This window comes from Pseudomonas sp. DWP3-1-3b3 (assembly GCF_049896305.1).
Taxonomy (GTDB): domain Bacteria; phylum Pseudomonadota; class Gammaproteobacteria; order Pseudomonadales; family Pseudomonadaceae; genus Aquipseudomonas; species Aquipseudomonas azotoformans_A.
In genome coordinates, this window is record NZ_JAFCUA010000003.1 from 533364 (window position 1) to 557071 (window position 23708).

At 56.8% G+C, this 23708-nt stretch carries 28 protein-coding genes and 1 pseudogene; 11 read left to right on the forward strand and 18 right to left on the reverse strand.

The genetic code is table 11. The annotated features are described in order from the left end of the window. Positions 1–7: 7 nt before the first annotated feature. Positions 8–448, reverse strand: a complete 441-nt coding sequence (locus ACP7BX_RS12370) for a hotdog fold domain-containing protein (protein ID WP_426126722.1) — start codon at positions 446–448, stop codon at positions 8–10. Positions 449–584: 136 nt separating this feature from the next. Here ACP7BX_RS12370 and ACP7BX_RS12375 point away from each other — a divergent pair, with 136 nt between their 5' ends. Next, positions 585–1211: a TetR/AcrR family transcriptional regulator gene (locus ACP7BX_RS12375; protein WP_314529800.1), complete on the forward strand. Its 627-nt coding sequence runs from the start codon at positions 585–587 to the stop codon at positions 1209–1211. Here ACP7BX_RS12375 and ACP7BX_RS12380 read toward each other — a convergent pair. Then, positions 1189–1644, reverse strand: coding sequence for a VOC family protein (locus ACP7BX_RS12380; RefSeq protein ID WP_426126724.1), 456 nt, complete (start codon positions 1642–1644; stop codon positions 1189–1191). The genes ACP7BX_RS12375 and ACP7BX_RS12380 overlap by 23 nt on opposite strands. Positions 1645–1774: 130 nt before the next feature. Between ACP7BX_RS12380 and ACP7BX_RS12385 the strand changes: the two genes are divergently transcribed. Both ACP7BX_RS12385 and ACP7BX_RS12390 read left to right on the forward strand, forming a co-directional pair. Continuing rightward, positions 1775–2401, forward strand: a complete 627-nt coding sequence (locus ACP7BX_RS12385) for a glutathione S-transferase family protein (RefSeq protein ID WP_426126726.1) — start codon at positions 1775–1777, stop codon at positions 2399–2401. Positions 2402–2517: 116 nt separating this feature from the next. Further along, positions 2518–3240, forward strand: coding sequence for a BPL-N domain-containing protein (locus ACP7BX_RS12390; RefSeq protein WP_426126728.1), 723 nt, complete (start codon positions 2518–2520; stop codon positions 3238–3240). A gap of 12 nt (positions 3241–3252) precedes the next feature. Here the strand turns inward: ACP7BX_RS12390 and solA are convergent, their stop codons facing one another. Further along, positions 3253–4428, reverse strand: a complete 1176-nt coding sequence (solA, locus tag ACP7BX_RS12395) for an N-methyl-L-tryptophan oxidase (RefSeq protein ID WP_426126730.1) — start codon at positions 4426–4428, stop codon at positions 3253–3255. A 67-nt stretch (positions 4429–4495) separates the two neighbouring features. Further along, positions 4496–5734, reverse strand: a complete 1239-nt coding sequence (locus ACP7BX_RS12400; protein WP_426126732.1) for an epoxide hydrolase family protein — start codon at positions 5732–5734, stop codon at positions 4496–4498. A gap of 108 nt (positions 5735–5842) precedes the next feature. Here ACP7BX_RS12400 and ACP7BX_RS12405 point away from each other — a divergent pair, with 108 nt between their 5' ends. Next, positions 5843–6430 (forward strand): TetR/AcrR family transcriptional regulator, encoded by a 588-nt coding sequence (locus ACP7BX_RS12405; protein WP_426126735.1) that lies wholly within the window; start codon positions 5843–5845, stop codon positions 6428–6430. Here ACP7BX_RS12405 and ACP7BX_RS12410 read toward each other — a convergent pair whose 3' ends face one another. The 3 genes from ACP7BX_RS12410 to ACP7BX_RS12420 form a co-directional block, all read right to left on the reverse strand. Beyond that, a complete protein-coding gene (locus tag ACP7BX_RS12410) occupies positions 6431–7678 on the reverse strand; it encodes a hypothetical protein (protein ID WP_426126737.1) in 1248 nt (415 codons plus the stop codon). A 69-nt stretch (positions 7679–7747) separates the two neighbouring features. After that, positions 7748–8110: a hypothetical protein gene (locus ACP7BX_RS12415; RefSeq protein ID WP_426126739.1), complete on the reverse strand. Its 363-nt coding sequence runs from the start codon at positions 8108–8110 to the stop codon at positions 7748–7750. A gap of 25 nt (positions 8111–8135) precedes the next feature. Then, on the reverse strand, positions 8136–8435 hold the full coding sequence (locus ACP7BX_RS12420; protein ID WP_038843425.1) for a hypothetical protein: 300 nt from the start codon (positions 8433–8435) through the stop codon (positions 8136–8138). 116 nt (positions 8436–8551) lie between these two features. Here ACP7BX_RS12420 and ACP7BX_RS12425 point away from each other — a divergent pair, with 116 nt between their 5' ends. Next, positions 8552–8842 (forward strand): hypothetical protein, encoded by a 291-nt coding sequence (locus tag ACP7BX_RS12425; RefSeq protein WP_177076350.1) that lies wholly within the window; start codon positions 8552–8554, stop codon positions 8840–8842. A 10-nt stretch (positions 8843–8852) separates the two neighbouring features. Here ACP7BX_RS12425 and ACP7BX_RS12430 read toward each other — a convergent pair whose 3' ends face one another. Beyond that, positions 8853–9446, reverse strand: coding sequence for a hypothetical protein (locus tag ACP7BX_RS12430; RefSeq protein WP_426126741.1), 594 nt, complete (start codon positions 9444–9446; stop codon positions 8853–8855). Between the two features lie 161 nt (positions 9447–9607). Between ACP7BX_RS12430 and ACP7BX_RS12435 the strand changes: the two genes are divergently transcribed. Then, positions 9608–11449, forward strand: coding sequence for an ATP-binding protein (locus ACP7BX_RS12435; RefSeq protein ID WP_426126743.1), 1842 nt, complete (start codon positions 9608–9610; stop codon positions 11447–11449). 84 nt (positions 11450–11533) lie between these two features. On the opposite strand, the gene ACP7BX_RS12440 is transcribed toward ACP7BX_RS12435, so the two are convergent. The 6 genes and pseudogenes from ACP7BX_RS12440 to ACP7BX_RS12465 form a co-directional block, all read right to left on the reverse strand. Continuing rightward, positions 11534–12841 (reverse strand): hypothetical protein, encoded by a 1308-nt coding sequence (locus tag ACP7BX_RS12440; protein ID WP_426126745.1) that lies wholly within the window; start codon positions 12839–12841, stop codon positions 11534–11536. A 44-nt stretch (positions 12842–12885) separates the two neighbouring features. Next, on the reverse strand, positions 12886–13572 hold the full coding sequence (locus ACP7BX_RS12445; RefSeq protein WP_426126747.1) for a hypothetical protein: 687 nt from the start codon (positions 13570–13572) through the stop codon (positions 12886–12888). Further along, a complete protein-coding gene (locus ACP7BX_RS12450; protein ID WP_426126749.1) occupies positions 13569–14660 on the reverse strand; it encodes a hypothetical protein in 1092 nt (363 codons plus the stop codon). The genes ACP7BX_RS12445 and ACP7BX_RS12450 overlap by 4 nt, the downstream gene beginning before the upstream one ends. Further along, complete coding sequence (locus ACP7BX_RS12455; protein WP_426126751.1) at positions 14657–15649, reverse strand: hypothetical protein; 993 nt, start codon at positions 15647–15649, stop codon at positions 14657–14659. The genes ACP7BX_RS12450 and ACP7BX_RS12455 overlap by 4 nt, the downstream gene beginning before the upstream one ends. A 304-nt stretch (positions 15650–15953) precedes the next feature. Beyond that, positions 15954–16193, reverse strand: a complete 240-nt coding sequence (locus ACP7BX_RS12460; RefSeq protein ID WP_426126753.1) for a DUF6124 family protein — start codon at positions 16191–16193, stop codon at positions 15954–15956. A gap of 335 nt (positions 16194–16528) precedes the next feature. Further along, positions 16529–17197, reverse strand: a pseudogene (locus ACP7BX_RS12465) (zinc-dependent alcohol dehydrogenase family protein); the annotation flags it as partial. 136 nt (positions 17198–17333) lie between these two features. Between ACP7BX_RS12465 and ACP7BX_RS12470 the strand changes: the two are divergent. Continuing rightward, on the forward strand, positions 17334–17591 hold the full coding sequence (locus ACP7BX_RS12470) for a bacteriocin immunity protein (protein WP_426126755.1): 258 nt from the start codon (positions 17334–17336) through the stop codon (positions 17589–17591). 177 nt (positions 17592–17768) lie between these two features. Continuing rightward, the gene (locus ACP7BX_RS12475) at positions 17769–18029 is read left to right on the forward strand and encodes a bacteriocin immunity protein (protein ID WP_178953510.1); all 261 of its coding nucleotides are present in this window, start codon (positions 17769–17771) and stop codon (positions 18027–18029) included. A gap of 146 nt (positions 18030–18175) precedes the next feature. Here the strand turns inward: ACP7BX_RS12475 and ACP7BX_RS12480 are convergent, their stop codons facing one another. Together ACP7BX_RS12480 and ACP7BX_RS12485 are read right to left on the reverse strand one after the other, a co-directional pair. Next, complete coding sequence (locus tag ACP7BX_RS12480) at positions 18176–18415, reverse strand: DUF6124 family protein (RefSeq protein WP_178953508.1); 240 nt, start codon at positions 18413–18415, stop codon at positions 18176–18178. A gap of 343 nt (positions 18416–18758) precedes the next feature. Further along, positions 18759–19748 (reverse strand): zinc-dependent alcohol dehydrogenase family protein, encoded by a 990-nt coding sequence (locus tag ACP7BX_RS12485; protein ID WP_426126757.1) that lies wholly within the window; start codon positions 19746–19748, stop codon positions 18759–18761. Between the two features lie 101 nt (positions 19749–19849). Between ACP7BX_RS12485 and ACP7BX_RS12490 the strand changes: the two genes are divergently transcribed. Next, on the forward strand, positions 19850–20734 hold the full coding sequence (locus ACP7BX_RS12490; protein WP_426126759.1) for a LysR family transcriptional regulator: 885 nt from the start codon (positions 19850–19852) through the stop codon (positions 20732–20734). A gap of 44 nt (positions 20735–20778) precedes the next feature. Here the strand turns inward: ACP7BX_RS12490 and ACP7BX_RS12495 are convergent, their stop codons facing one another. Beyond that, on the reverse strand, positions 20779–22011 hold the full coding sequence (locus ACP7BX_RS12495; protein ID WP_426126761.1) for a serine hydrolase domain-containing protein: 1233 nt from the start codon (positions 22009–22011) through the stop codon (positions 20779–20781). Positions 22012–22225: 214 nt separating this feature from the next. On the opposite strand from ACP7BX_RS12495, the gene ACP7BX_RS12500 reads away from it, so the two are divergent. Beyond that, positions 22226–22459, forward strand: a complete 234-nt coding sequence (locus ACP7BX_RS12500; protein WP_061449099.1) for a hypothetical protein — start codon at positions 22226–22228, stop codon at positions 22457–22459. 3 nt (positions 22460–22462) lie between these two features. On the opposite strand, the gene ACP7BX_RS12505 is transcribed toward ACP7BX_RS12500, so the two are convergent. Continuing rightward, entirely contained in the window at positions 22463–22927 is a 465-nt protein-coding gene (locus tag ACP7BX_RS12505) for a putative adhesin (protein WP_061449098.1), read from the reverse strand. A gap of 177 nt (positions 22928–23104) precedes the next feature. Between ACP7BX_RS12505 and ACP7BX_RS12510 the strand changes: the two genes are divergently transcribed. After that, a complete protein-coding gene (locus tag ACP7BX_RS12510) occupies positions 23105–23665 on the forward strand; it encodes a nucleotidyltransferase family protein (RefSeq protein WP_269131415.1) in 561 nt (186 codons plus the stop codon). The last annotated feature ends 43 nt before the right edge of the window (positions 23666–23708 follow it).

A 23708-nucleotide genomic window follows, 5' to 3' on the forward strand; every position in this document is an offset into this window, starting at 1 on the left:
CAGGGCCTCAGGCGATCTTCACATTCATGGTGATTTTCGCCGTGAACACCTTCACTTCGCCCTCATCAAAAATATCCACCGGCACGATCTTGTCCCCTGCGGTGGACCAATCAATGCCGCTGCCATCCGCCACGGCGCGGATGTTCGTCTTGGCCTTCGCCAGGTATTCCACGGTCATGCCCTTGGGGATCCACTTGGCGCCTTGGGGGATCGACACGTCCGTCATCGTCCCACCCGCCAATTCCGCCGCGTTGCACAACGCAATGGCATGCACGGAGGCCAGATGGTTGGTGATTTCCTTGCGAAACGGCACGTTGACCACCGCGTGCCCAGGCCGCAGCTCGGCGACTTGCGGGTTGATGGTGCTGAAGTAGGGCGCCACTTGGCAGGCCATTTGGCTAAACGCTGCAGGGCCTGCGCTGTTGAACAGGTTGAGAAACTGGCTCATGGATAATCCTCCTGATAATGGTTACAGAATAATATTCTGTAACGGAACAATATTCCGTAAAATCCAGCCATGTCAAGCCGTGCCTTCTCTGCGGGCGGCCGTACCTTTAGACTCCGTACATTTGGCGAGCCACTTCATGCACGCACCTGATCTGATCGAGCGCACCTTCCCGGGCCGGCGCAGCGACCTCAAGCGCAGCATCCTGCGCGAGGCCCTGGCCAGCTTTAACGACGTAGGTATTGAAGCGACGAATATCGAAACCATCCGCGCGCGGTGCGAGACCAGCGTGGGCGCGATCTACCATCACTTCGGCAACAAGGAAGGCATCGTCGCCGCGCTGTTTTTTGCCGCGCTGGAAGACCAGGCCGCACTGCGGGAGCAACACCTCAAGCAGGCGCAAACCGCCCAGGCTGGCGTGGAAGCGCTGGTGCGCAGTTATGTGGAGTGGGTGGATGCGCAACCCGAATGGGCGCGCTTTATGTTCCAGAGCCGTTTCGCCGTGGCCAACGGCCCGCACAAGGACGAACTGCTCACCCGTAACAAACAGCGCAACGCGCAATTGACCGAGTGGATGAGCGACGAACACCATCGAGAGGCGTTCAGCCATATTCCGGCAGAACTGCTGCTGTCGCTGATCATCGGCGCGGCCGAAAGCTATGCCCGTGCGTGGTTATCCGGCCGGGTCAAGCACAGCCCGAATCACTACGCCGCGTTGCTGGCGCAGGCGGCGTGGGCCTCGATCAGCCAAACGCCTCCACAATAAACGCCTCCAGGGTCGCCTCTTCGAGGATCTCCATAGAGAAATGCCCGAAGCGCTTGGGCAGCCAGATAATGCGCCCCCCGGACGGCGATTGCAGATTCTCGCGGGCCAGGGGCACGCCGTTTTCATTCTCTGGCTGCACACCGGCGGCGATCAGCTCGTCATAAGCGATCTCGATGTCCGGCGTGGTGTAGCAGTGGCGGTAAATCATGCCTTCGCCGTGGGCGTCCAACAGTTCGCGTAGGTTGCCGGCGATCGGCTGGACCAGCATGAAGCGTTCTTGCCCCGTCAGCACCACGGCATACCGCACGTGCAGGCCGCCGCGCTCCCACACGAACGTCTTGGAAATGCGTGCCTTGAGAATGTGTGCGTAATAGGCACAGGCTTCTTCAAGGTTTTCGACCAGTATGTCGACGTGGCTGAATTTCAGATCCATGGTGTGCCTCCTCTCGAACCGATCCACATGGTAACCACGGCGTCCGTCACGCCGAAAATTATTTGTCGGCACTCCCGAAGGCTGGCGTAGTCTGTTTCCAAGACATTCCTCTCGCCCTGCGGAGCCTTCAATGATCATCGTCCACCACCTCAACAACTCACGCTCGCAACGCATCCTGTGGCTGCTCGAAGAACTCGGCCTGCCCTACGAGATCAAGCGCTACCAACGCGACCCGAAAACCAACCTTGCGCCGCCGGAGCTCAAGGCGATCAACCCGCTGGGCAAATCCCCGGTGATCGAAGACGGCGGCCTGGTGCTGATCGAGTCCGCCGCCATCATCGACTACCTGATCCGCCGCCACGGCCAGGGCCGTCTGCAACCGGACCCTGCCAGCGCCACCTACGACCACTACGTGCAATGGCTGCACTTTGCCGAAGGCTCGGCCATGTTGCCGTTGATGCTCAACCTCTACGTCGGCCGCCTGGGCGAGGCGGGTGCGCCGTTGCACCCGCGGATCGAATCGGAAGTCGCCAACTACCTCGGTTACCTGAACGACGTGTTCGCGGGCAAAGCCTACCTGCTCGGCGATGAACTGAGCGGCGCGGACATCCAGATGAGTTTTATCGGTGAAATCGCCAGGGCCCAGGGCAAGTTGCAGGCCTACCCGAACCTGGCGGCGTGGGTGGAGAAATTCCAGGCGCGACCTGCGTATCGCAAGGCGGTGGAGCAGGGCGGGGCGTATGCGTTTGCCCAGTGAAGCCACTGGCGTGACGCCTTAAGGCGGTAGCAAGGCGCCGAGTTTTTACAACTGTTAACGGATTGAACGGCGCAATCGCTATAGGCTTTGGGGTGTCCGCCCTGGAGCCCATCGCCATGAACCTGCGAGCCACCGCCGCCACCGTGTTTGCTTTTGCGCTGCTGCTGCCGTCACCGGCCGAGGCCGCGACGCCTATCACCCACGTCGCCATCTACCGGGGCCCGGCGGGTTGTGACGACTGTTCCGAAAACGTGGCGAAAGCCCTGCAACGACTCAATCCCAACTATCACATCGATTTTGTGGGCGCGGATGAGTCGATCGACATCACGTCACAAACCCTGGCGCGCTACGATCTCTACGTACAACCCGGCGGCGGCCAGGACATTCCCGCAGCGCTGCGCAGCCTGGGCGATGCGCGCAGCGAGGCCATCCGCAACTACGTCGCCAACGGCGGCCGCTACCTGGGCTTGTGCATGGGCGCCTACCTGGCGGATGACAACAACCTCGGCCTGATCCCCCAGGACCTCGACGGCGAAGCCGGCCGCCCCGGTTTCGAAGTGCCCGGCATCGCCGACGCCGCGGTGCAGGTCACGTGGGCGGGCAAGCCTGACCACGTTTTCTTCCAGGATGGCCCGTACTTTCCGAAAGGGTCGTATAAAACCATCGCCACCTACCGCAACGGAGACGTCGCGGCGGCGCGGTATACCTATGAAAAGGGCGTGGTGGTGCTGAGCGGCCCGCACCCTGAGGCCAGTCGGGAGTGGTTTGAAAATGCCGAGATCCCGCTGAGCAAAATGCCCGAGGGTGATCTGTTTGGTTCGTTGGTCCGCAGCTTTTGAAGCCCCTCGTTCTTAGAACGATTGCCCTTCAAAACGCTTCAACGAAAACGACGACAGATCCAGCTCACTCGCACCCTCCCTGCACCACTGCGCAAACGCCTCACCCAACGCCGCCGAATGCTTGAAGCCATGCCCCGAACACGGCGACACCACCAAGGTGTGCTGCAGCCTCGGGTGCCGGTCGATGATGAAATGATGGTCCGGCGTCACCGTATAGGCGCACACCGCTGACTTGACCACCTTGGCCGTCAGCCCGGCGATACGGCCCTGCACCTGCTGCTCGTACATCTCCCGCTCCTGGGCGGGCGAAACGGTGCGGTCGAGCGTCTGCGGGGTAGACACGGTGTGATACTGCGCCGTCGCCACTTTCAAACTGCCTTCCCCAGGTAACGCCGGGAAGCCGTAGTTAGTGTGACCCTCGCCCGGCCCATGGGTAAAAATGAACGTAGGAGACGCGCCGACCAGCGCCGCATCCGGCTCCGTTTCGAACCAGAACAGCTGCTGGCGATAGACTTTGAGCAACCGATCAAACGGCGCCCCCAGCAACCCCCCCGCCCAGTTGCCCGCGCTGACCACCAGCTTGTCGGCCTGCAAGGTGCGTTGGTCAGTGGTCACCGTGACGCCGTGCTCGTCCGAGCTGATGTGGGTCACGGTTTCGCCTGTGTACAACGTCGCGCCCTGTTGCTCGGCCAGACGCAACTGCACTTCGATGCAGCGCTCGGGCCGCACGAACCCGCCACCGGGTTCGTAATAGCCGATGGCGCTGTCGGCCACTTGGGCAAACTGCGGAAAGCGCTGGCGAATCTGCGTCGCGTCCAGCACCTCATGCTCGATACCGTAGGTTTGCGCCAGGCCAATGGTACGCAGGGTGAAGTCGGTTTCATCGCTTGGGTCGAAATCCTCACGGGAGGTGAGCACCAGCAACCCCGACTGTTCGAACAACGATTCCCCCGACAGCGCCTCCAGCTCCCGCCAGATGCGATGGGAATTACGCACGATGGGCACGTACTGCGCGCCTTCACCCACCGACAACCGCGTGATCCGCGTATCGCCATGGCTGGAGCCAAACGTGTGGGGCGGGTGATGACGGTCGATACCGGCAACCTTTACACCGGCCTTGGCCAGTTGGTACACCGTGGCGGCACCCATGGCGCCCAAGCCGATGACCAGCGATTCATAACGTTCCAATGTCGATACTCGCTAGAGGGGAGGGCACATAGTTGAGTGCAGCCACGGCTAAAACACAAGGGGCCGATCAGCCTGTGGTTGCGCGAAACGGCCGGAACGCCTTCCACAATTCCTCGGCAAAAACCTGCGGCTGTTCGAACGCCGCAAAGTGGCCGCCCTTGTCCACCGCATTCCAATAGAACAGATTGGCCCACGCCGCTTCTGCCCACGCCCGTGGCGGCTTGAAGGTTTCGGCGGGGAAAATGCTCGCGCCCATCGGCACCTGGATACGCTCCAAGCCGCCCCGCGCCGACGAGAAAAAGTCCGCGCCACGAATGGTCGCGCCCACGCCTTCCCAGTACAGGCGCGCGCTGGACGTGCCGGTGCCGGTGAACCAGTACAACGAGATGTCATCGAGCATCTGGTCGCGGGTGAGGGCGTCTTCGGGGCGGCCGTTGTTGTCGGTCCACTCCCAGAATTTTTCATACATCCACGTGGCCAGGGCCACCGGCGAATCGTTCAGGGCATAGCCGATAGTTTGCGGGCGGGTGTTCATCTGGTTGGCGTAGCCGGCCTTGTCGCTGACGTAACGCTCGATGTCCTCAAGGGCCTGACGCTCTTCTTCGGTCGGGTTGGCGGGTAATTGCGCCGGCACCACCATCGGCAAATTCACGTGCGCCGCCTTTAACCCCTCGGGTGCCTGGCCGGCCAACGCGGTGGTGATGGCCGCGCCCCAGTCGCCGCCCTGGGCCACCCAGTGCTTGTAACCCAACCGCTGCGTCATCAGCACCGCCCAGGCGCGGGCGATGCGCGCCGGGTTCCAGCCTTGCTCGGTGGGTTTGTCGGAAAAACCGTAGCCGGGAATCGCCGGCACCACCACATGGAACGCATCTTCAGCCTTGCCGCCGAACGCCACCGGGTCGGTGAGGCGCTCGATCACATTCAGGAACTCCAGCACCGAGCCGGGCCAACCGTGGGTCAGCAAAATGGGCGTAGCGTTCGGGTGCGGCGAGCGTGCGTGAATGAAGTAAATACCCACGCCGTCGATCCGCGTGCGGAACTGCGGGAAGCTGTTCAAGCGCGCTTCAAACGTGCGCCAGTCATAACCGTTGAGCCAGTAGTCCACCAGCGACTTCGCGGCATCCAACGGCACACCTTGCGACCAGTCCTCCACCAACTCCTGATCAGGCCAACGGGCCATGCGCAAGCGCAGTTGCAAATCCTCGATGGCAGCCTGGGGCACGTGCACCTCGAACGGGGTGACGGCCTCTGTGGCTGGCGGCAATACCAAGGGGCGATGGGCGGAAAAATCGAATGTCGCGGGCATTTCTGTCTCCAGGGTTCAATTGTTTGTAACGACCGCTACAAAATAGCCTGAGCAGAAATCCCTCGTCAATGATATTGTATCGGCCGATACAGAATTGGCAGGTGACCCATGGCGAGAAAAATTGCGTTTGATTACGACCAGGCCGTCGAGAAGGCCAAGGTGTTGTTCTGGCAGCGTGGCTACGTCGCCACTGGCCTGCGCGACTTGCTCAAGGTCATGGACATCGGCGAAAGCTCCTTCTACAACTCGCTCAAGAGCAAGAAGCAGCTGTACCTGGCCTGCGTGCAGCGTTACGAAGACGATGTGGTGGCGCGGCGCCTGGAAGCCCTGGTATCGGCGCCCACGGCGGCCGAGGGTATTCGCGCATTTTTCAGCGTGATCCTTGATGACCTGGAAGGCGCACAGATGCCATCGCCCCTGTGCATGGTGGCCGCGATGGTGACAGACGTGGTGTTGTCAGACCCGGAGTTGCGCGAGCGCGCCGAGCAGGGGTTGGAAGCGGTGCGCGGCATCATGGCCGAGCGCCTGGGTGAGGATCAGGCCCAGGGCCTGCTGCCAGCATCCCTCGACCCGCAGGTGACCGCCACGGTGATCCTTACCTACCTGCAAGGCCTGTGGCGCATGGCGCTGGTGAAGTTCGAGCGACCTGGCTTCGAACGCCAGGTCGACACGTTTTTGCAGGGGCAGGGGCTTTAGTCAGCGCACCACGTCCAGCGTCTGGATTTCATTCACATAGTGGGTCTGGCTCGACGTCGACTCCAGCGTCAGCGCCACGCCCAGGTCTTCGATAAACGCGCGCGACGACGCATAACCGTCCTGCTCGCAGGCCAACCGGATGGCATCGCCCGTCAACGACGCAAACACCTGGCGTGCCGGGAAGCGCTCGCCCACCTTGCAGGTCAAGGTGGTTTCGAGCGGTTTGTCGGTGGGCTTGACCGGCACGTTGGCCATCTTCAAGTGCGCACTCAGGGTCTCGCCCGGCGCCCAGCTCGTCGGCAATTTCACCTCGGCCTCACGGGTCTGCAGCACCTGGCCTTCGCCTACGCCGTTCATTTTCGATTTCAGCTGGATCAGGTCCGCCAGCATCAAACGGTCCACATTGAAGGCGGCGCCGTAGGCTTCGTTCTTCACCAACAAACCGTCTTCGGCCTTGAAGCGGATGGTGATCGGCGCGTCCTTGCCCGCGGCGTTCTTCGACAGGTAGCTGTAGCTCAACGTCTTGAACTTGGGCTGCAACAGCGGCGCGTCGAGCCCCTTAAGCACGTTGGGCGGCACCGGCACATCGCCGAGGTTGGTTTCCGCCACGGTGCGCGGGTAATCCACCGGCGCGATGTCCGGCCGCAATAGCGCCAGCAGCCCGGCATTCACGCCACCCTGCACCGAACAGCTCACACGGGAATACTTGCCCTCCGGCTCCACGATCAGCACCCGCTCCACATTGCGCAGCCCCGGCGCCTTGCCCGGCATCGGCTTGATCGCCTGCCAACTGTTGCCCACCTTCAACTCACTGCGCGTGTATTGCCCCTCGCCTTTTTGCAGCGCACCGGGTTGGTCGAGCAACGCCGCGAGGCGCGGGGCGACCTCATCAATCGGGCCGTCCACCGTGAAGCCCCAGAAGTAATACAGGCCCAACGGGCCAAGATCGCTGACCTCATCGTTATAGGACAGCAGCTTCAACCCCGCGATGGCCGGCGCACTCACCGGCACGGCCGAGGCCTTGGGTTCGGTACGGTCGCGCACCGCGATCCAGGTGAAGTCCTTCTCCTGCTTGAGCGGCGCATAGGCCTGCCAGGCGTCGCGATGGGTGTTCAGGCGGCTGAAGAACGTCTCATCACAACGGGTGAAGGCCTTGAGTGTGTCGACCAAGGCGGCGTCATCGGCCTGGGCAAAGGAAGGCGCCAGCAGGGCAGACGCGAGCAGGGCAGCGGAAAACGGCAACTTCATTGGAGGGACTTCCTTATCGACAGGCGAGGAACAGGGCGGGGGCATTATCCAGCAGTTGGGTGTCAGTCTCTAGTTGGCTGAGCGCATCAGGCGCAAACGCCAATTGCCGCCGTGCTGGGCGTGGCAGGCTTCTTCAGAATCCAGGTGAACGCAACGCGCCAATTGCACGGGTGGGATCTCGGCATCCTGCAGTGCGGTGGCGGTCAACTCGCGAATACGCGCGTCCAACCCCGTCGCCACGGCCTGCGCCTGGCTGGCGCGGGTGTCGAAGACCCAGGTGATACGCAGGCTGCCGGGGAAGTCGGCGTAATTGACCGTATGGGTCAGCCATTCAAACCCTGGGATTTCGGCTTTGGCGGTTTCGCAGGCGTCGGTGAGCGCGGCGACAAGGCGGCGCTCGATGCGGGTGTTGTCGCGTTTGGATTGAGCCATGGAAACCTCCGAAAGAAGACGAGCGCTATTCTTTGCGACCTTCGCACACCGCCTTCAAGCCCAGCACGGTCGTGGGCGTCTGGCCGATATGCGTGGTGGTGCTCACCACCATATTCGCGCCGCTGTCGCCTTCCAGGTGATACGGCTTGCCGTCGCAGACTTTCGCGGCTTTCTGGTTGATGTTCTCCAGCAGGCCTTCGCGGGAATTGAAGATGCTGCCATGGCTGGTAATCATGTACTCGCCCGGTGCCACTTCGTTGGCGCCGGTGAAGGTGCAGCCGGCCAGGGTTAAGGTGATGCATCCGAGCAGCAGGCGTTTTTTCACGTCCATGTTCTCAAGTAGGGGGAAAGGCCGGGAAGTCTACAACAATGCCAGGCTATTTTTCTGCGCTGTGAGAGCATGGCCGGGAAGAAGAGGGCGTCGTTAGAAAGGAGCATTAAATGAACAAAGCGCAACTGACCGCGCAGGCAGAAAGGGCCCCACACGGGCTGTTTTCGTGGAGCCAATTTGTCGCGCACACCGAGTTTCTGTGGCAGGACACCGTGCTGGTGGTGGACGCTGCCGCGTGGCAGCGCCAATGGTTCGAGCTGGAAATCATCAATGGCTTGGCATTGGCCGAGTGGGAAGAGCAGGGCAGGCCCGAGGACTTCTCTGCGCGTTGGCGTGAGGGCTATCAGCAGGAAGCCCTTGAACTGGTGAATGAGTTGCTGGGGCTGGCTGCTGATGTTTAGGGCCGTTTCGCTAGATGCCAGGATAAAGATCAGGAGGCGGCTGGTAGTTGGAGTCCTCGAAGCGGCTGTTGGTGTAATGCGTTTTGGCGGTAGGGCCGACGGGAGAGTACTTCACCTGCGGGTTCGGCGTGAGATGCCATCCAGTCCCGTCCTTGTCGCGCTCGATCAACGACGCTGACGCCGTGCAGGTGCCGCTGGACCCCGAGGTCAGACTGAACTGATAGTAGTGCCCGGCCTGGGGGACGAACTCCACAGTCACAAAGCACGACTGGGTTCGCGGCCCCTCCCAGAACATCCCCACATGGGTGTCAATGCCGGGCCGCACACGCGTTTCATAGTAGTCGGACGTCAACTCCTGCCCGGCTTTGGGCATGCCCTGGTCCTGCGTATGGATGAACGGGAGCGGCCCGCTGCGGACAACGCCGCCTGAACGCACACCGTTTTCGTATTGGTAGAGATCGGCATGTTGCGTGAAATTGACGATGCGGACCCAGGCGGGATTCGGCTCGTTTTCAGGGGCGGTGAAGTAATGGGTCTGTGGGAAGTATTGGCAGCCTGAGAACAGCGGCAGTATCAGCAAGCAGAGCATAAGGCGTATCGACATGGCATGAGTCCTTTGCAACGTTGTCGTACAGACCATGAGAAAGCGCGCACATTCCACCGCCGATGAATGAAGCGTTCACCACCGAACGTCTGCCTATAGCGCGTGGCCACAGCTTTGCTGATAACCTGCTAATAGCTCAATGCCATTCCCTTGGTAGTCCCATGAAAACCCTACGCACCGCCTTCCCGGCCGCTTTCCCCCTAGGCGTTTCCCGTGACTCGGAAACCGCCCTGTCGGACATCGAATTCCTGCACCGCATCAGCCTCGACCTGATCGGCGAGCAAGACCTCGAAGCCCTCTACGGCAAGATCGTCGACGCCGCCGTGTCCATCACCGGCTCGCAGTTCGGAACCATGCAGCTGCTGTGCCCCGAAGGCCACCCGTCCGGCCATGGCGGCCAGTTGCAGCTCTTGTGTTCACGCGGCCTGCCACCGGAAGCGGTCGGGTTCTGGCAATGGGTGAGCCCCATGGCCTACAGCAGTTGCACCATGGCCCTGCAATTGGGCCAGCGCGCCATCATCCCCGACTTCGAAGAATGGCCCGACATCGCCGGCACCGATGACCTGCAAGCCTTCCGCAACACTGGCATCCGCTCGGCCCAGACCACCCCGTTGTTGTCCCGCGATGGCCGCCTGCTCGGCATGATCTCCACCCACTGGAGCACGCCGCACCAGCCATCCGAACGCGACCTGCGCCTGCTCGACATCCTCGCCCGCCAAGCCGCCGACCTGCTGGAACGCACCATCGCCGACGAAGCCCTGCGCGACGCCCAAGCCGAACTGCGCGCTCTCAACGAAACCCTGGAACAGCGCGTAGCCGAACGCACCGCCATGCTCATGCAGGCCGAAGAAAAACTGCGCCAATCGCAAAAAATGGAAGCCGTCGGCCAACTCACCGGCGGCCTGGCCCACGACTTCAACAACCTGCTCGCCGGCATCTCCGGCGCGCTGGAACTGATGAACCGCCGCATCACCCAAGGCCGCCTCAGCGACGTCGACAAATACATGGTTGCCGCCCAAGGCTCGGCCAAACGCGCCGCCGTCCTCACCCAACGCCTGCTGGCCTTCTCGCGCCGGCAAACCCTGGAACCGCGCGCCACCAACGTCAACACCCTGATGTACGGCATGGCCGAACTCATCCAACGCACCGCCGGCCCCGGCATCCAGATCGAAACCACCGGCGCCGCCGATGCCTGGGCCGCCTTCGTCGACGTCAGCCAACTGGAAAACGCACTGCTCAACCTGTGCATCAACGCCCGCGACGCCATGCCCCAAGGCGGCCGCATCCAACTGCAAACCAGCAACCACTGGCTCGACGCCACCGCCGCCCGCGCCTACGACCTGGCCGAAGGCCCCTACCTGCGCCTGAGCGTCACCGACACCGGCACCGGCATGTCCCCCGACGTCATGGCCCACGTGTTCGAACCCTTCTTCACCACCAAACCCATCGGCCAAGGCACCGGCCTGGGCTTGTCCATGATCTACGGCTTCGCCCAACAATCCGGCGGCCAAGTGCACCTGCACTCCACCGAAGGCGAAGGCACCTGCGTGTCCCTCTACCTCCCACGCCACCACGGCGCCGCACCGGGTGACGAACTGACCCCAGGGCAAGTGGATATCGAAGTCGCCCAACACGGCGAAACCGTGCTGCTGGTGGACGACGAGTCCACTGTGCGCATGCTGCTCGCCGATGTACTGGGGGAGTTGGGTTACACCGTGATCGAAGCCGCCGACAGCGCGGCAGGGCTGAAGCTGTTGAGGTCGGATGTGCATATTGATCTGCTGGTGACGGATGTGGGGTTGCCGGGTGGGATGAATGGAAGGCAGATGGCGGAGGCGGGGATGGAGCTGAGGCCGGGGTTGAAGACGTTGTTTATCACCGGGTATGCGGAGAATGCGGTGATGGGGTATGGGCAGTTGGGGGCGGGGATGGGGGTGTTGACGAAGCCGTTTGCGGTGGAGGTGTTGGGGGGGAGGGTTAGGGAGTTGTTGGCTAACAATTAGCAATTTTCTTTTTTTTGATTATTGAAAATATAGAATTTAAAGTGGGCATGCTCGTTGGACGAGTATGCCCATATGTATAAAGTGTCAGTCTGCCAATCCGAGTTTTCGACTGAACCAAGTGTATTCGGAATAATTGAAGTTTGAGCCAAAAAGCTCATCAATTCGTTGTTTTATAATTGAGTAGTCGTGACGTGCTCGCCCTCTGTCGTGGCACTGACTATTGTTCTCGATTTTTTGTGCGAGATCGATTATGGAGTTTTCATTAAATAGATTTATGTATTTGGGTATGGATACTTGAAATCGTGAATCTGCTTGGTCATAACTAGTGCTGGATCCATAGTATGTTGAGGCGATCTTACAAAATTTATTTTGCCATTCCTCAGAGTCGGAAATTTGCAAAAGCACATCAAATTGCTCTGGTGCGAATATTGGCTTTTCTGTCCTAATCCAGTTTTCAACATCATCGCCATGTTGGATAAGATCTCCTTTTATAAACCACCCTAAAGTTTTTCCGACCTCATTGTTTGCAACGCAATGTTCAATTTTTAACCGGGCGGCCTCACTCAGTATTGAAAATAGCTCATTATGTTGAGAGAGGAAAAAAGTTAAATACTGAATAGGTTCTCCCGTATTTGCAATGTTGCTGTAGAAGTCGATGTCGCCTTGCACGGTTTTCACCAGTTCAGTCCGGTTTTTTTTGGCGATTACCTCTAAAACCTGCAAGTTTATCAATCTGTTTTTATTGCATTTCTCGTTTTCTATTTTGAAAACGATTTTCCATATGGAGCGAAATAGATTAAGTTCTACTGCTTGGGTGGTTCTGTCGAAATATCTGCTTTCAGTATATTTTTTTAGTTTTTTTCGGTTGTTTAATAATTCTTTTGACTCTGCTATGTCTTCTAATAGTTCATTTAAAATGTGTTGCGTGTAAAATGGCGGCTTAGTTAGAACGTCATCTAATGTGTTGCGAAGTAGAGATCTGACTGTCTCTTTGTTGGGTGAGTGAAGCTCTCTCTCTGCATTAAGCACCGGGTGTGCCGATAAATGGCGTTGTCTTTGTAGGTGTCTCAAGTTTTCATATTCTGCGGTGTCAAGAAGGTGAGTTTTCTCGCTGACATCATCAATGAGTTTTAGCTCCCATGCTGGAGATCTAGGGTCGGCTTTTTGCATCCGTCCAAGATCGTCTAAGATTTCTTTTGCGGATGCATCTTCATATAAATCTATTAAGTTTTGCAGCTTGTAAACAATATCGCAAACCGCAACTGACCATAACATAACTACGGCTGATCTATAATTCTCATTGTGATAGGAGGATAGAACCTCTTTAAAGTAATCTCTTGTTTTTCCATAATGAATTTTTTCTGATGATCTTTCCAATGAGAATTCTTGCATTTTACTTCCTTGTTTATTAGTTTTTCGGTTGTGGTGTGCGATTGCTATGTTGGCGTGTTTTGTATTTGTTCTAGAATTAGCGCGTTTTCTAAATTTTCTAGGATATATGGTGTTAGTGGTCCGCTGATTTTGCAGGCCGCAGTGCGTGAAAAACCGATCTGCCCTTTGAGCCCCTTGTATATGATCTCATAGGAAGCTGCATCAATTGAAAAATTACCCAGATTTAAAAATTTTATCTTTTCTGCGTTTATACCGGTCTTTGAGGCGAGCTCCAGTCTGGCAAGCGACTCTGCTTCTGGAAGCGAACCTGAGAGTTTTAAACTATTAAGGGTCTTGCACGAGGCATTACTTAGTGCGGTCTGTACTAGCGTGTCTGTGATAATAACTTGCTCGCAAGTAAATCCAAACCCAGTTGAATTTTCTAAAGCGTTTAAAACGTCACGTAACGATCGTGGTGGATTGTCGAAGCGAAGAATTACAGGGTGAGAGCCTAGTAGTGTTACTGATTGAGAGTTGATGGTTGTTATTTTTTCATACTCGTTATTGCCTTCACTATCCAACCGGATAGCATTGATGATGGAGGTCCAGACATAACGGAAAGAAGACTCTGCTTCGTTGGCCAAAAAGCCACTGGCATTCTGTGGTTTATATCCGTTAGCTCTAAGACGAGTGAAGAAGTCTGTCACGCTGCAGGGCAGCCGAACCTTGTACCATTTATAGCGGAAAATCATGGTTTATTAGCCCCCAAAGTAGCGATGGCTCTGATTTTTAACATCTGCTCGCGGGCGGTTTTTTCTACTAAGCGAGAAATTGAATCTATTTCGGTTTTTAACGGGGCTCGTTTCTTGCCGAGATTTCCATCTGAGTATGGAAAGACTGATTTGACTAATATTGAGAAATTTGTGCAATTTTTGGGGTCGGCAAAAAGTGCTTCGATTTTGATCACGTCACCATTTCCCAGTGTTCTTTGTGAAGCCCAGCACATCTTAAATATATAAAATTCGTCAGAGTCTACAAGGTCAACTAGTAATGAAGATCGTGTAATCCCATTTCCTTTTAGTAATACTTTTTCTATGTGTGTTTCGTCATCATCGGATGCTAGTTCGTCATCGCCATCTGAGTTTAGCTTCGGTTTGTAAACATATACATCTGATACGTCGCGACGAGAAAATCCTTCAAGAGTAGAACTAAGGGCTATGAAAAATTGCGTTCTAAGTTTCGGGTCAACGACATCAAACAAATTTACTGTGATTTTTGTGATGTTGTCAGGGATTAGCTTGTCTACCTTTGTGACAATGTCGTCACGTATAGAGTTTATGAAATCATTTTGGGCGTTGTTGATGAGGTATCCGTCAACGGTTTTTATAAATTCAATAGTGCCATTTTTAGTTTGTTGTTGTGCGAATTCTGTTTTTTTATAGTCGATGAGTGAATATTGAATTTTTAAAGTAAAACTGTCGCCCTCTCTTGAAATGTGAGCCACATCACCATTGGCTTTTATTTCTTTTTTTAATTCGTCGAGTGCGAACTTTACTTCTTCTGGGTCTATGTTTCCAACTAGGTCCATAGAAGTGGTTCGCTCGCGGCGCGGAAGAATACCTAGTTTTTCAGATATGATTTTATGATCGTAGTAATCATGGGGGAGGCGGGAAAAATACTCTGCTGAGTCGTCTCTAGATGTTTTTTTGGAAACAATGAGGTTTCTTCGTTCGAAAAGTATAGCTAAGGTTGGGGCGTCAACTCTATGTTGGATCAGAGCGTCGAAAATATTTTTATCTGACGCAAAGTACATTGCAGGCCCAAAGGTATTTTTTTTCAATTACGCCACCCCATCCAGCCGGGATTATATGCATCAGTTACAGCTGTTACAGGGTCGATACTTATAGCGTTCAATACTGTTTCTCGAATCGGGTCAAACCCCCAAGCTTTTGCATAGCGTTCTTTGGCAGCGTGGAAGTTTGCAACTATGTCTGGGTCGGGCTTTTGAGATGTTATGCGAATTTGAACGGACTTGCCTGATTCCAGCATTTGATATCGGGATAAACAATCCAGGAAGTACTCGAACTCTGTGTGAGAAGCTCCTGGGCGGTTGTAATAAATTATATAACCAGCCTCAACTTTTTCTGTGCCTTTGTGTTGTATCATTAAATACGGGCTTGTGAGAGCTTCTATAGTTGCTGGCTGGCCCCATATGTCGCCTTGTCGTCTTCTCATTACTAAATCTGGATAGTAGAATGTGTAGTCTGAAGAAATTTTTTTCTGATGAATTAATCTGATTATGTCATTTGAAATTGTGTAAAGTCGATTTATGTCCTGGGGCCCAAGATAATGCAGGTAAACATTGGGAGGTATTGGTAAAGAGTCAAATCCAATTTTTCCAATCAGATCATAAAATGGTTTTTCATAACCGTGATCGTGATTGTGTACAAAAAGTAGTCCGCGCACCTCATAATTTTCGCTATCTGGAATCGAAAACACTTTACGCCAAGACTCCGAGTCTCTCGCGCATTCAATAGTTATGGCTAAAGACTTAAAAGCGTCGCGTAGTTTTTGTTTTCCTATGCTGTTTTTTTTGTATGCTTTTAGATCGGTATGTAAATATATTGTGCTTCCAAGATAGGGGTCTTCGTAGTGAAATATTGCATCACCTGGATGTTCGCTCTTTGACTTATCATTAGTCCCGAGATGACTTGGGCAGTGGCAAGCAAAATTCTCGTTCCACTTGCCTTTCATATTCCAGAAAAACGAACTGAATATTTCTTCTGAAAGCTTTTCGGCGATCTCACCTACGTTTACGGTTTCTGACATAGCTCCTCCTAAGCAGTCGATCTTGACCTTGGGCGCAAGATTACAGTCTTAGCATAACAGGAACGTGAGTGGGTGGAAGCGATTCGCCATCATACTTTTGTATGGGAGCCACTTGGTTCCAGTGTTGACTGATTCCTCAGACTTTGCTTATTTGTATTGGTGACCCGTGCGGGCATTGAATTTTTCAGCTTTTTTTCGATTTTTTTTGGCATTTTCAAAATCGGTATCCCAGATCACTGAGTGGTCATATATCGTATACATCCACTCGGTGATCAATTGGGCTCAGGAATGGGTTTGTTAGCAATCAACCTGAGGAAAGAGCTTCACGGTCAAGCAGTTTGGCGGAGAGTAACAAGCCCAATTCACTCAATTGGTGAATCGCCAGCGCAATGTCGCGGTGCTTGCCACTCAGATCGTCGGAAAGGTCGAGCAAAAGGGTACTGACCGATGCGAACGTCTCGTAGCTATTGGTAATGAGAGCTTCATTGCTCGCGTCTGGAGTAACGCAGAAGAGAGCGGTTGAATCGGGTGCGGCGTTAGACATAAAAGATACCCTGGCTTATGCCACCACCTCCCCGCTACTAAACGAGTGGGTGGCAACTGTACGCAGGTTAGTAGACCGGTGGATATCTAAAGCCGGCGCGCCCGGAGGCGCCCTGCGCACAGCTGCCATCAAGCACAGACGCGATGTCTGATTGATGACGCTCATGCACATTTAGATAACCGATCCGGGCTACTAAACCCGATCACCGAAAAATTCAGCGACCGCGCAACCTTAGATTCCACCACCCCAGCGCACAAGCCGGCGGATTCTGACGCAGGCGTAGGCAATTGGGCAACCCACTGCCCAGCTTTGGGAAATGTCCTAGGACACCGCCCTCACACCGTCACCACCACCTTGCCCACTTGCTGGTTCGCCTCCAAATACCGGTGTGCCTCCTGCACCTCATCCAACCCAAATGTTTTCGCAATCACCGGCGCCAATGCGCCCGACGCCAGCCCGTCCAAAATAAACGCCTTGGCCCGCGCCAACGCAGCCGGATCAGCGACGATCTCGGCGTACAAATACCCCTTGAGCGTCAAACATTTACCCAACACGGTAAACAGCGGAAACGGCGTCGGCTCGGCACTCAACGCGCCGTATTCCAGCAAGATCCCGCATTGGGCCATGTTCTGGGTGAGGGCTTCAAAGCCCGGCCCGCCGATGGGGTCGAACACCACGCGGGCGCCTTGGCCGTCGGTGAGTTGCATCACGCGTTCCACCAGGTTTTCTTCATCGCTGACGATGACGTGGTGGGCACCGGCATCGAGCAGGGCCTGTTGTTTGGCGCGGGTGCGGGTGACGGCGATGGCGGTGGAGCCGACGCTGCTGGAGGCGGCGGTCACCAGTACGAAGTCGCCTGTGGTGAGTTTGGCTTGTTCGACCAGGGCGCCCCAGGCGGTAACGTATTGCATCCACGAGGCGGCGGCTTGGAGGAAGCTGAGGTTGTGCGGGTGTTTGACGGTGAGGTGGGCGGGCACGTTGGCGACTTCGCCGTAGGTGCCCCAAGCGAAAAGAGGGACAGATTTATTTCTAGAAAAAAATAAATCTGTCCCTCTTGTCGGTCTCCCCTTGTCGATATTGATAATATTTGGGTGGTTACTCCAAAGCAGCATGGCTCAATACATCAAGAGGGTAAGTAATATGGGTATTAAGAAAATAGAAGAGTACACGGAATCTGAATTTTTGCTATTTGTTAAAAAAATCTGTGATTCTGAGTACGCCACCGAAAAGGATCAAGTTGACGCTGTTTTGGAGTTTGAGGCGTTAACAGAGCATCCAGACGGATCTGATTTGATTTATTATGCTCCGTCGGATGCGGAAAGTACGCCTGAGGTCATAACGAAAAAAGTTAAAGAGTGGCGCGCAGCGAACGGTAAGCCTGGATTCAAAACTGCTTAAGCTCGATTGCTTCTAATGATGCCCTTGCTGTTAGCTTCGGTGAGGGGGGAAGAGGGGCGGATTTATCTTTTCGATTTAACTAATCCGTCCCTTTTCTCGCTTTGCGATATAGATGAATTGCGTGCAGTTACTCCAGAATAACATGACGCTGTGCATAAATTTAAGAAAGGAGAGTAAATGGAACTCAAAAACAAATTTGAAGAGTATACAGAAACCGAATTTCTCGATTTTCTTAATAAAATCTGGGCGATAGATGTGGCCTCCGAAGCAGAGCATGATAAGTTAATCGCTGCCTTCGTTAGGCTAACGGAACATCCACAAGGTAATGGTTTGATTTTTTATCCTTCTGAAGGTGTAGAAGATAGCCCGGCAGGTGTTTTAAAAATAGTGAAGGAGTGGCGAGCCGCTAATGGTAAGCCAGGATTCAAGGCTACTTAAACTCTATTGCTTCTAGCGATACCCTTGCCGTTAGCTTCGGTGAGTGGGAAAGAGGGACGGATTTATTTTTTGATTTAACTAATCCGTCCCTTTTCTCGAATGGCTACTTGGCAACCAAACGAGCTAGCACTCTGGATGGCTAGCAGTCAGCCGATGCTAGACGCCTCACGATCTAACAGCTTCTCTGTGAGCAGCACACCCAATTCACTCAATTGGTAAATTGCCAAGGCGATATCACGGTGTTTTCCACTCAGGTCTTCTGAAAGATCAAGCAAGAGCGTGCTGACTGAGGAAAAGGTTTCGTAGCTGTTGGTAATGAGGATTTCGTTACTGGCGTCTGGAGCGACGTAAAAGAGCTCATTCGAACCTTGTGAACCTTCAAACATGTTTGCATTCCTGTTTTTAGGCCACCACCCCTCAGCTACTAAACAAAAGGGAGGCAGCTGTACGCAGGTTAGTAGACCGGGGAATCCAAACGAAAGCCGGCGCGCCCGGAGGCGCCCTGCGCACAGCCACCATCAAGTGCAGACGGAGTCGTCTGACTGATTGAAGCTTGTGCACTTTGTCTGGATAAACCATCAGGCTACTAAACCCGATCACCGAAAAATTCAGCGACCGCGCAACCATAGATTCCACCACCCCAGCGCACAAGCCGGCGGATTCTGACGCAGGCGTAGGCAATTGGGCAACCCACTGCCCAGCTTTGGGAAATGTCCTAGGACACCGCCCTCACACCGTCACCACCACCTTGCCCACTTGCTGGTTCGCCTCCAAATACCGATGCGCCTCCTGCACCTCATCCAACCCAAACGTCTTCGCAATCACCGGTGCCAACGCGCCCGACGCCAGCCCGTCCAAGATGAACGCTTTAGCCCGTTCCAACGCAGCCGGATCACCGACGATCTCGGCGTACAAATACCCCTTGAGCGTCAAACATTTGCCCAACACGGTAAACAACGGAAACGGCGTCGGCTCGGCACTCAACGCGCCGTACTCCAGCAAGATCCCGCCCTGGGCCATGCTTTGGGTGAGGGCTTCAAAGCCCGGCCCGCCGATGGGGTCGAAGACCACGCGGGCGCCTTTGCCGTCGGTGAGTTGCATCACGCGCTGCACCAGGTCTTCTTCATCACTGACGATGACGTGGTGGGCGCCGGCATCAAGCAGAGCCTGTTGTTTGGCGCGGGTGCGGGTGACGGCAATGGCGGTGGCGCCGACGCTGCGGGCGATCTGGAAGGCGGCGAGGCCGACGCTGCTGGAGGCGGCGGTCACCAGTACAAAGTCGCCGGTGGTGAGTTTGGCTTGTTCGACCAGGGCGCCCCAGGCGGTGACGTATTGCATCCAGGAGGCGGCGGCTTGGACGAAGCTGAGGTTTTGTGGGTGTTTGACGGTGAGGTGGGCGGGCACGTTGGCGACTTCGCCGTAGGTGCCCCAACGGGCGATGTCCAGCGGTGGGATGACGCTGACGGCGTCGCCCACTTGGAGGTCGCTGACGTTGGCGCCGATGGCGGTGACTACGCCGGCGGCTTCGTAGCCCAGGCGGCTGGGGAATTCGGCTTCTTGCAGGTAGGCGTGGTTGCGGAACATCACTTCGGCGCGGTTGAGGCCGAAGGCTTTGACGTCGATTTGCACTTCATCGGCGGCGGGGGCGGGCACGTCGATGTCTTCGAGTTTCAAGACGCTGGCGTCGCCGTAGGCGTGGAGTCGGACAATGCGTGGCATGGGGGAGCCTCAATGTTGATCGATAAGACGTTCAATTTAGGCTTGGGAAGGCGTGGGATAAAGGCCTAGGATGGCGCAACACTAGAAACAACGGGTTTCCAATGGATCGCCTTACCTTGATGGCCACTTTCGTCAAAGCCGTGGAACTGGGCTCGTTCAGTGCGGTGGCGGATGAGTTGAACCTGTCGCCGCAGTTGATCGGCAAGCAGGTGAAGATGCTGGAGCAGCACCTGGGTGTGTCGCTGCTCAACCGCACCACGCGCAAGCAGAGCCTGACGGATTTTGGGCGCACGTTTTATCAACGCGCCAAGCTGATTCTGGCGGACATGGACGCCGCCGAAGAAATGGCCGCCGTCACCCGTGGCGTGCCCAGTGGGCGCTTGCGCATCAATGCGCCGGTCACCTTTGGCGTGAGCACCCTGGCGCCGCGTTTGCTGGAATATATGGTCAAGTACCCGCAGGTGTCGGTGGACCTGACCTTGTCCAACGAGCTGATCGACCTGGTGGAAGACGGCTACGACGTGGTGTTTCGCATCGGCGAGCTGGCCGACAGCGGCCTGACCGCCTTGCCCCTCAAGCCGTATCAGATGGTGTTGTGCGCGGCGCCGGCCTATCTGGCGCGGCGGCCCGCCCTCAGCAGCCCTTGGGATTTGCAGGAGCATGAGTGCCTGGCGTTTGCCTATTCGGATGGGCGCTCGCACTTGCAGTTCGACGGGCCGGAGGGGCGGGTGGAGGTGCCGATTACAAGCCGATTGACGATTAATCAGGGCGACCCGCTGCTCTCGGCGGCAGTGGCCGGGCTGGGCGTGGTGTTGTTGCCCCAGGAGTTGGTGAACGACGCGCTGCGCAAGGGCACGTTGGTGGCGTTGTTGCCGGACTACAACGTGCCGGTGTTGCCGATGAACTTGCTGTACACGGCGGGTCGGCAGGTGACGCCGAAGGTGCGCAGTTTTGTGGAGTTTGTAAAAGGGGTGTTGGGGCGGTGATCAAGGGGGCGGGCCAGCGTCAGAATGGCCCGCCCCTTGTTCAGTTACGGCAGCACTTTGGCGATTGCGTCGAACGCGACCATGTCGTCGATCACCTTGCCGCCAGTGGGTTGGGTCTGGGCCTGCCACACCACGATCACCACGTTTTTGGTGGGGTTGATGTAGACGTACTGGCCAAAGGTGCCGGCGGCGGTGAAGGCTTTGTCGGCCTTGGACGCGTCGGTCCAGCCGGGCCACCACATGGAGGCGAACTCGCCGTAGGCGCCATCTGAACCGGTGACCGCGCTGGCGAAGCTCAACCAACCTTCCGGCAACACTTGCTTGCCACCGGCCTTGCCGCCGCTGAGTACGAATTGGCCGAAGCGGCCGTAGTCTTCCAGAGTGGCGCTGATGCCGCTGCCGCCGACTTCGTTGCCGTTGGCGCCATCGAGCCACCATTTGGCGTCGGTCTGCATGCCATAGGGCGCCCAGATTTTTTCGCTGAGGTATTGGGTGAGGGGCTTGCCCACGGCGGCGCTGACCAGTTGGCCAAGCACTTGGGTTTCGCCGGTGCTGTAGTTGGTGCGGGTGCCCGGCGGCGCGGCAGTGGAGAGGGTGGCCATGAACTTGAGCAGGGAGCCGGTCACCTGCTCGCTGCGCAGTTGGATCAGGTGGCGTTCGTCGGAGGTGGGGTCGGTGTATTTTTCGTTCCACTTGACCCCGGAGCGCATGGCCAATATCTGCCGCACGGTGACTTGGTCGTAGGCGCTGCCGGCCAGGGCGGGCAGGTAGTGGGTGACTTTGTCGTCCAGGCTTTTGATCGAGCCGTCCTGCAGGGCCGCGCCCACCAGGGTGGAGGTGACGGATTTGGCCACCGACATCGACATCCAGCGGGTCTCGGCGGTGTTGCCGTGGGCGTAGCGCTCGTCGACGATCTTGCCGTCCTTGAGCACCAGCAGCCCGGTGACGCGGTTGGTCGTCACGTAGTCGTCGAGGCTGTAGTGCTTGCCTTTGAAGTCGAAGGCCACCGGAGCCAATGGCTGGTTGCTGCGCGGCAGCGGGAACGGATGGCCGCCGGCCTTGATGGTGCGCACTGGGAACAAGCGGTCGGTATTGCGGAAGGTGGTCACCGCCAGTTCGGGGCTGAGTTTGCCGTCGTAGATGGCCTGCACGTCGCCAATCTGTTCCTGGGCATGGGGGTAGGGCGGGGACGCGCAGGCGGACAGCGACAGCGCGAAAGTTGCGGCGCCCATCAACACGGGTAGGGCGCGGCGCTTGAAGCGCGGGAGCACGGGCATAAGAACCTCTTTGTTATTGTGGGTCGGTCTTAAGGGCTGCTGCACGTCAGCGACGCTGGCATGCCGGAGCCAGCATGCGGTGAGTGATTTTTTTTGGCGCGCGGGATCGGGCCGGTTGATGCGTGGGATTGGGACATCTGCGTAAACAGGTCTACCATGCCCTCCCGGCAGTGGTTCCACGCGCTACCGATCTCCCTCTTGCAAGGTATCGCCCATGTCCATCGACCAAATCTCCCTCCCTAAAGGCGTCGGTCCTCACGCCACCAAGCTTCTCGATGCCATCACCGGCGCTTCCACGCACGAAGAACTCAACCGTGCCGGCGGCAAGGCCGAAGGGTTTGTGCTGGGGCTGGAGTCGACCAAAGCCATCAAAAGCCAGATCGCCGAGTCGCTGTATGTGGCCTACGACGACGCGGCGAGCAATCGGGCAACTGAATTGAAGGGCTAGGCGTTAGCGCCAGGCAGGTTTTTTCGGGTCCGGATTAAACGGCCTCAGCGACTGTTGCCAAGCGGGCGCCGGCAAGTTGCTGCGGCAGGCGCACCAATGCACCGGTGTGGGGTTATTGATGTCGCCCCAGCCCTTGGCTTCATAGGACGCCATGATCTCGCTCAACCGCCAGACGTCACCGGCGCCGGCGATCAACTGCGTGTGAGGCGGCGGCGTGGGGTTGATCGTCAGCGGCGGGTTGGTGGAGTCCAGCAACCAGTAATCCTTCACCAGCCCGCCTCGGGACACGACGTTAGGGGCCAGGCGCGGGTTCATCGACGCGGGGTCGGCTTCGATCCGGCCCGCCACGTTATCGCGGATGGGAATGCCGTCGGCGGTCCAGAAATACAGCGTAAAACCCCTCGGCAGTGCAAAAGGCGGGAACCCGTCCCCGCAGGCCAAGCCATGTCCCGACAATACAATCGCCATGATGATTCCCCGCTCGTTCAATGTACCGAGCGCCCCTTCGCAGGAGGGCGCGAGTTGAATTCAGAACGTTCGGGGTGGGGGGAATATTCCAACCGCTGGCAAAAATAGCGAAGAAACCTTGTCATGAGGGTGCGCTACAGTAGGGGCCTGACGCTGGCCCGATAGAAAGGAACGCCCATGACATTGACCGTCGACGATTTGCTCAGCCTGGCCATGGCCAACCCCATCAACGCCGAAATCACTGCGCGCCTGCCTGACCTCGGGGTAGACCAGTGCTTTCTCACGGCGGGCTGCCTGTTCCAGGCGGTGTGGAATCATCAGTCGAATTTGCCCGCGGCCCAGGGCGTCAAGGACTACGACGTTTTCTACTTTGATACGGACCTGTCCTACGAGGCCGAAGACGTGGTCATCCGGGCGGCCGAGCGGTTGTTCGAGGACCTGGGCGTCAATGTCGAGGTGAAGAACCAGGCGCGGGTGCACCTGTGGTATGGCGAGCGCTTTGGGCGGCCTTATCCGCAGTTGCACACGGCCAAACAGGGGATTGATCGTTACCTGGTGGCGGGTACGTGCATCGGCTTGGAGGTTGCGACGGGCGAGTTGTATGCACCGTATGGGCTGGAGGACGTGGCGCAGGGCGTGCTGCGCATCAACCCACTGCATCCGGAACCTGAGTTGTTCAAGCAGAAAGCCCGCAGTTATCAGGCGCGCTGGCCTTGGCTGGAAATAGTGGAACCCTGAATGGCGGTGAACTTTTACCCGCGTCCTGCACGTCCAAGCTTGA

Excerpts from the sequence above, each read along its gene's own strand:
- ACP7BX_RS12370 (WP_426126722.1), bottom strand. The coding sequence starts at position 448 with ATGAGCCAGTTTCTCAACCTGTTCAACAGCGCAGGCCCTGCAGCGTTT.
- ACP7BX_RS12375 (WP_314529800.1), top strand. The coding sequence starts at position 585 with ATGCACGCACCTGATCTGATCGAGCGCACCTTCCCGGGCCGGCGCAGC.
- ACP7BX_RS12380 (WP_426126724.1), bottom strand. The coding sequence starts at position 1,644 with ATGGATCTGAAATTCAGCCACGTCGACATACTGGTCGAAAACCTTGAA.
- ACP7BX_RS12385 (WP_426126726.1), top strand. The coding sequence starts at position 1,775 with ATGATCATCGTCCACCACCTCAACAACTCACGCTCGCAACGCATCCTG.
- ACP7BX_RS12390 (WP_426126728.1), top strand. The coding sequence starts at position 2,518 with ATGAACCTGCGAGCCACCGCCGCCACCGTGTTTGCTTTTGCGCTGCTG.
- ACP7BX_RS12400 (WP_426126732.1), bottom strand. The coding sequence starts at position 5,734 with ATGCCCGCGACATTCGATTTTTCCGCCCATCGCCCCTTGGTATTGCCG.
- ACP7BX_RS12405 (WP_426126735.1), top strand. The coding sequence starts at position 5,843 with ATGGCGAGAAAAATTGCGTTTGATTACGACCAGGCCGTCGAGAAGGCC.
- ACP7BX_RS12410 (WP_426126737.1), bottom strand. The coding sequence starts at position 7,678 with ATGAAGTTGCCGTTTTCCGCTGCCCTGCTCGCGTCTGCCCTGCTGGCG.
- ACP7BX_RS12415 (WP_426126739.1), bottom strand. The coding sequence starts at position 8,110 with ATGGCTCAATCCAAACGCGACAACACCCGCATCGAGCGCCGCCTTGTC.
- ACP7BX_RS12425 (WP_177076350.1), top strand. The coding sequence starts at position 8,552 with ATGAACAAAGCGCAACTGACCGCGCAGGCAGAAAGGGCCCCACACGGG.
- ACP7BX_RS12430 (WP_426126741.1), bottom strand. The coding sequence starts at position 9,446 with ATGTCGATACGCCTTATGCTCTGCTTGCTGATACTGCCGCTGTTCTCA.
- ACP7BX_RS12435 (WP_426126743.1), top strand. The coding sequence starts at position 9,608 with ATGAAAACCCTACGCACCGCCTTCCCGGCCGCTTTCCCCCTAGGCGTT.
- ACP7BX_RS12440 (WP_426126745.1), bottom strand. The coding sequence starts at position 12,841 with ATGCAAGAATTCTCATTGGAAAGATCATCAGAAAAAATTCATTATGGA.
- ACP7BX_RS12445 (WP_426126747.1), bottom strand. The coding sequence starts at position 13,572 with ATGATTTTCCGCTATAAATGGTACAAGGTTCGGCTGCCCTGCAGCGTG.
- ACP7BX_RS12455 (WP_426126751.1), bottom strand. The coding sequence starts at position 15,649 with ATGTCAGAAACCGTAAACGTAGGTGAGATCGCCGAAAAGCTTTCAGAA.
- ACP7BX_RS12460 (WP_426126753.1), bottom strand. The coding sequence starts at position 16,193 with ATGTCTAACGCCGCACCCGATTCAACCGCTCTCTTCTGCGTTACTCCA.
- ACP7BX_RS12470 (WP_426126755.1), top strand. The coding sequence starts at position 17,334 with ATGGGTATTAAGAAAATAGAAGAGTACACGGAATCTGAATTTTTGCTA.
- ACP7BX_RS12475 (WP_178953510.1), top strand. The coding sequence starts at position 17,769 with ATGGAACTCAAAAACAAATTTGAAGAGTATACAGAAACCGAATTTCTC.
- ACP7BX_RS12480 (WP_178953508.1), bottom strand. The coding sequence starts at position 18,415 with ATGTTTGAAGGTTCACAAGGTTCGAATGAGCTCTTTTACGTCGCTCCA.
- ACP7BX_RS12485 (WP_426126757.1), bottom strand. The coding sequence starts at position 19,748 with ATGCCACGCATTGTCCGACTCCACGCCTACGGCGACGCCAGCGTCTTG.
- ACP7BX_RS12490 (WP_426126759.1), top strand. The coding sequence starts at position 19,850 with ATGGATCGCCTTACCTTGATGGCCACTTTCGTCAAAGCCGTGGAACTG.
- ACP7BX_RS12495 (WP_426126761.1), bottom strand. The coding sequence starts at position 22,011 with ATGCCCGTGCTCCCGCGCTTCAAGCGCCGCGCCCTACCCGTGTTGATG.
- ACP7BX_RS12500 (WP_061449099.1), top strand. The coding sequence starts at position 22,226 with ATGTCCATCGACCAAATCTCCCTCCCTAAAGGCGTCGGTCCTCACGCC.
- ACP7BX_RS12505 (WP_061449098.1), bottom strand. The coding sequence starts at position 22,927 with ATGGCGATTGTATTGTCGGGACATGGCTTGGCCTGCGGGGACGGGTTC.
- ACP7BX_RS12510 (WP_269131415.1), top strand. The coding sequence starts at position 23,105 with ATGACATTGACCGTCGACGATTTGCTCAGCCTGGCCATGGCCAACCCC.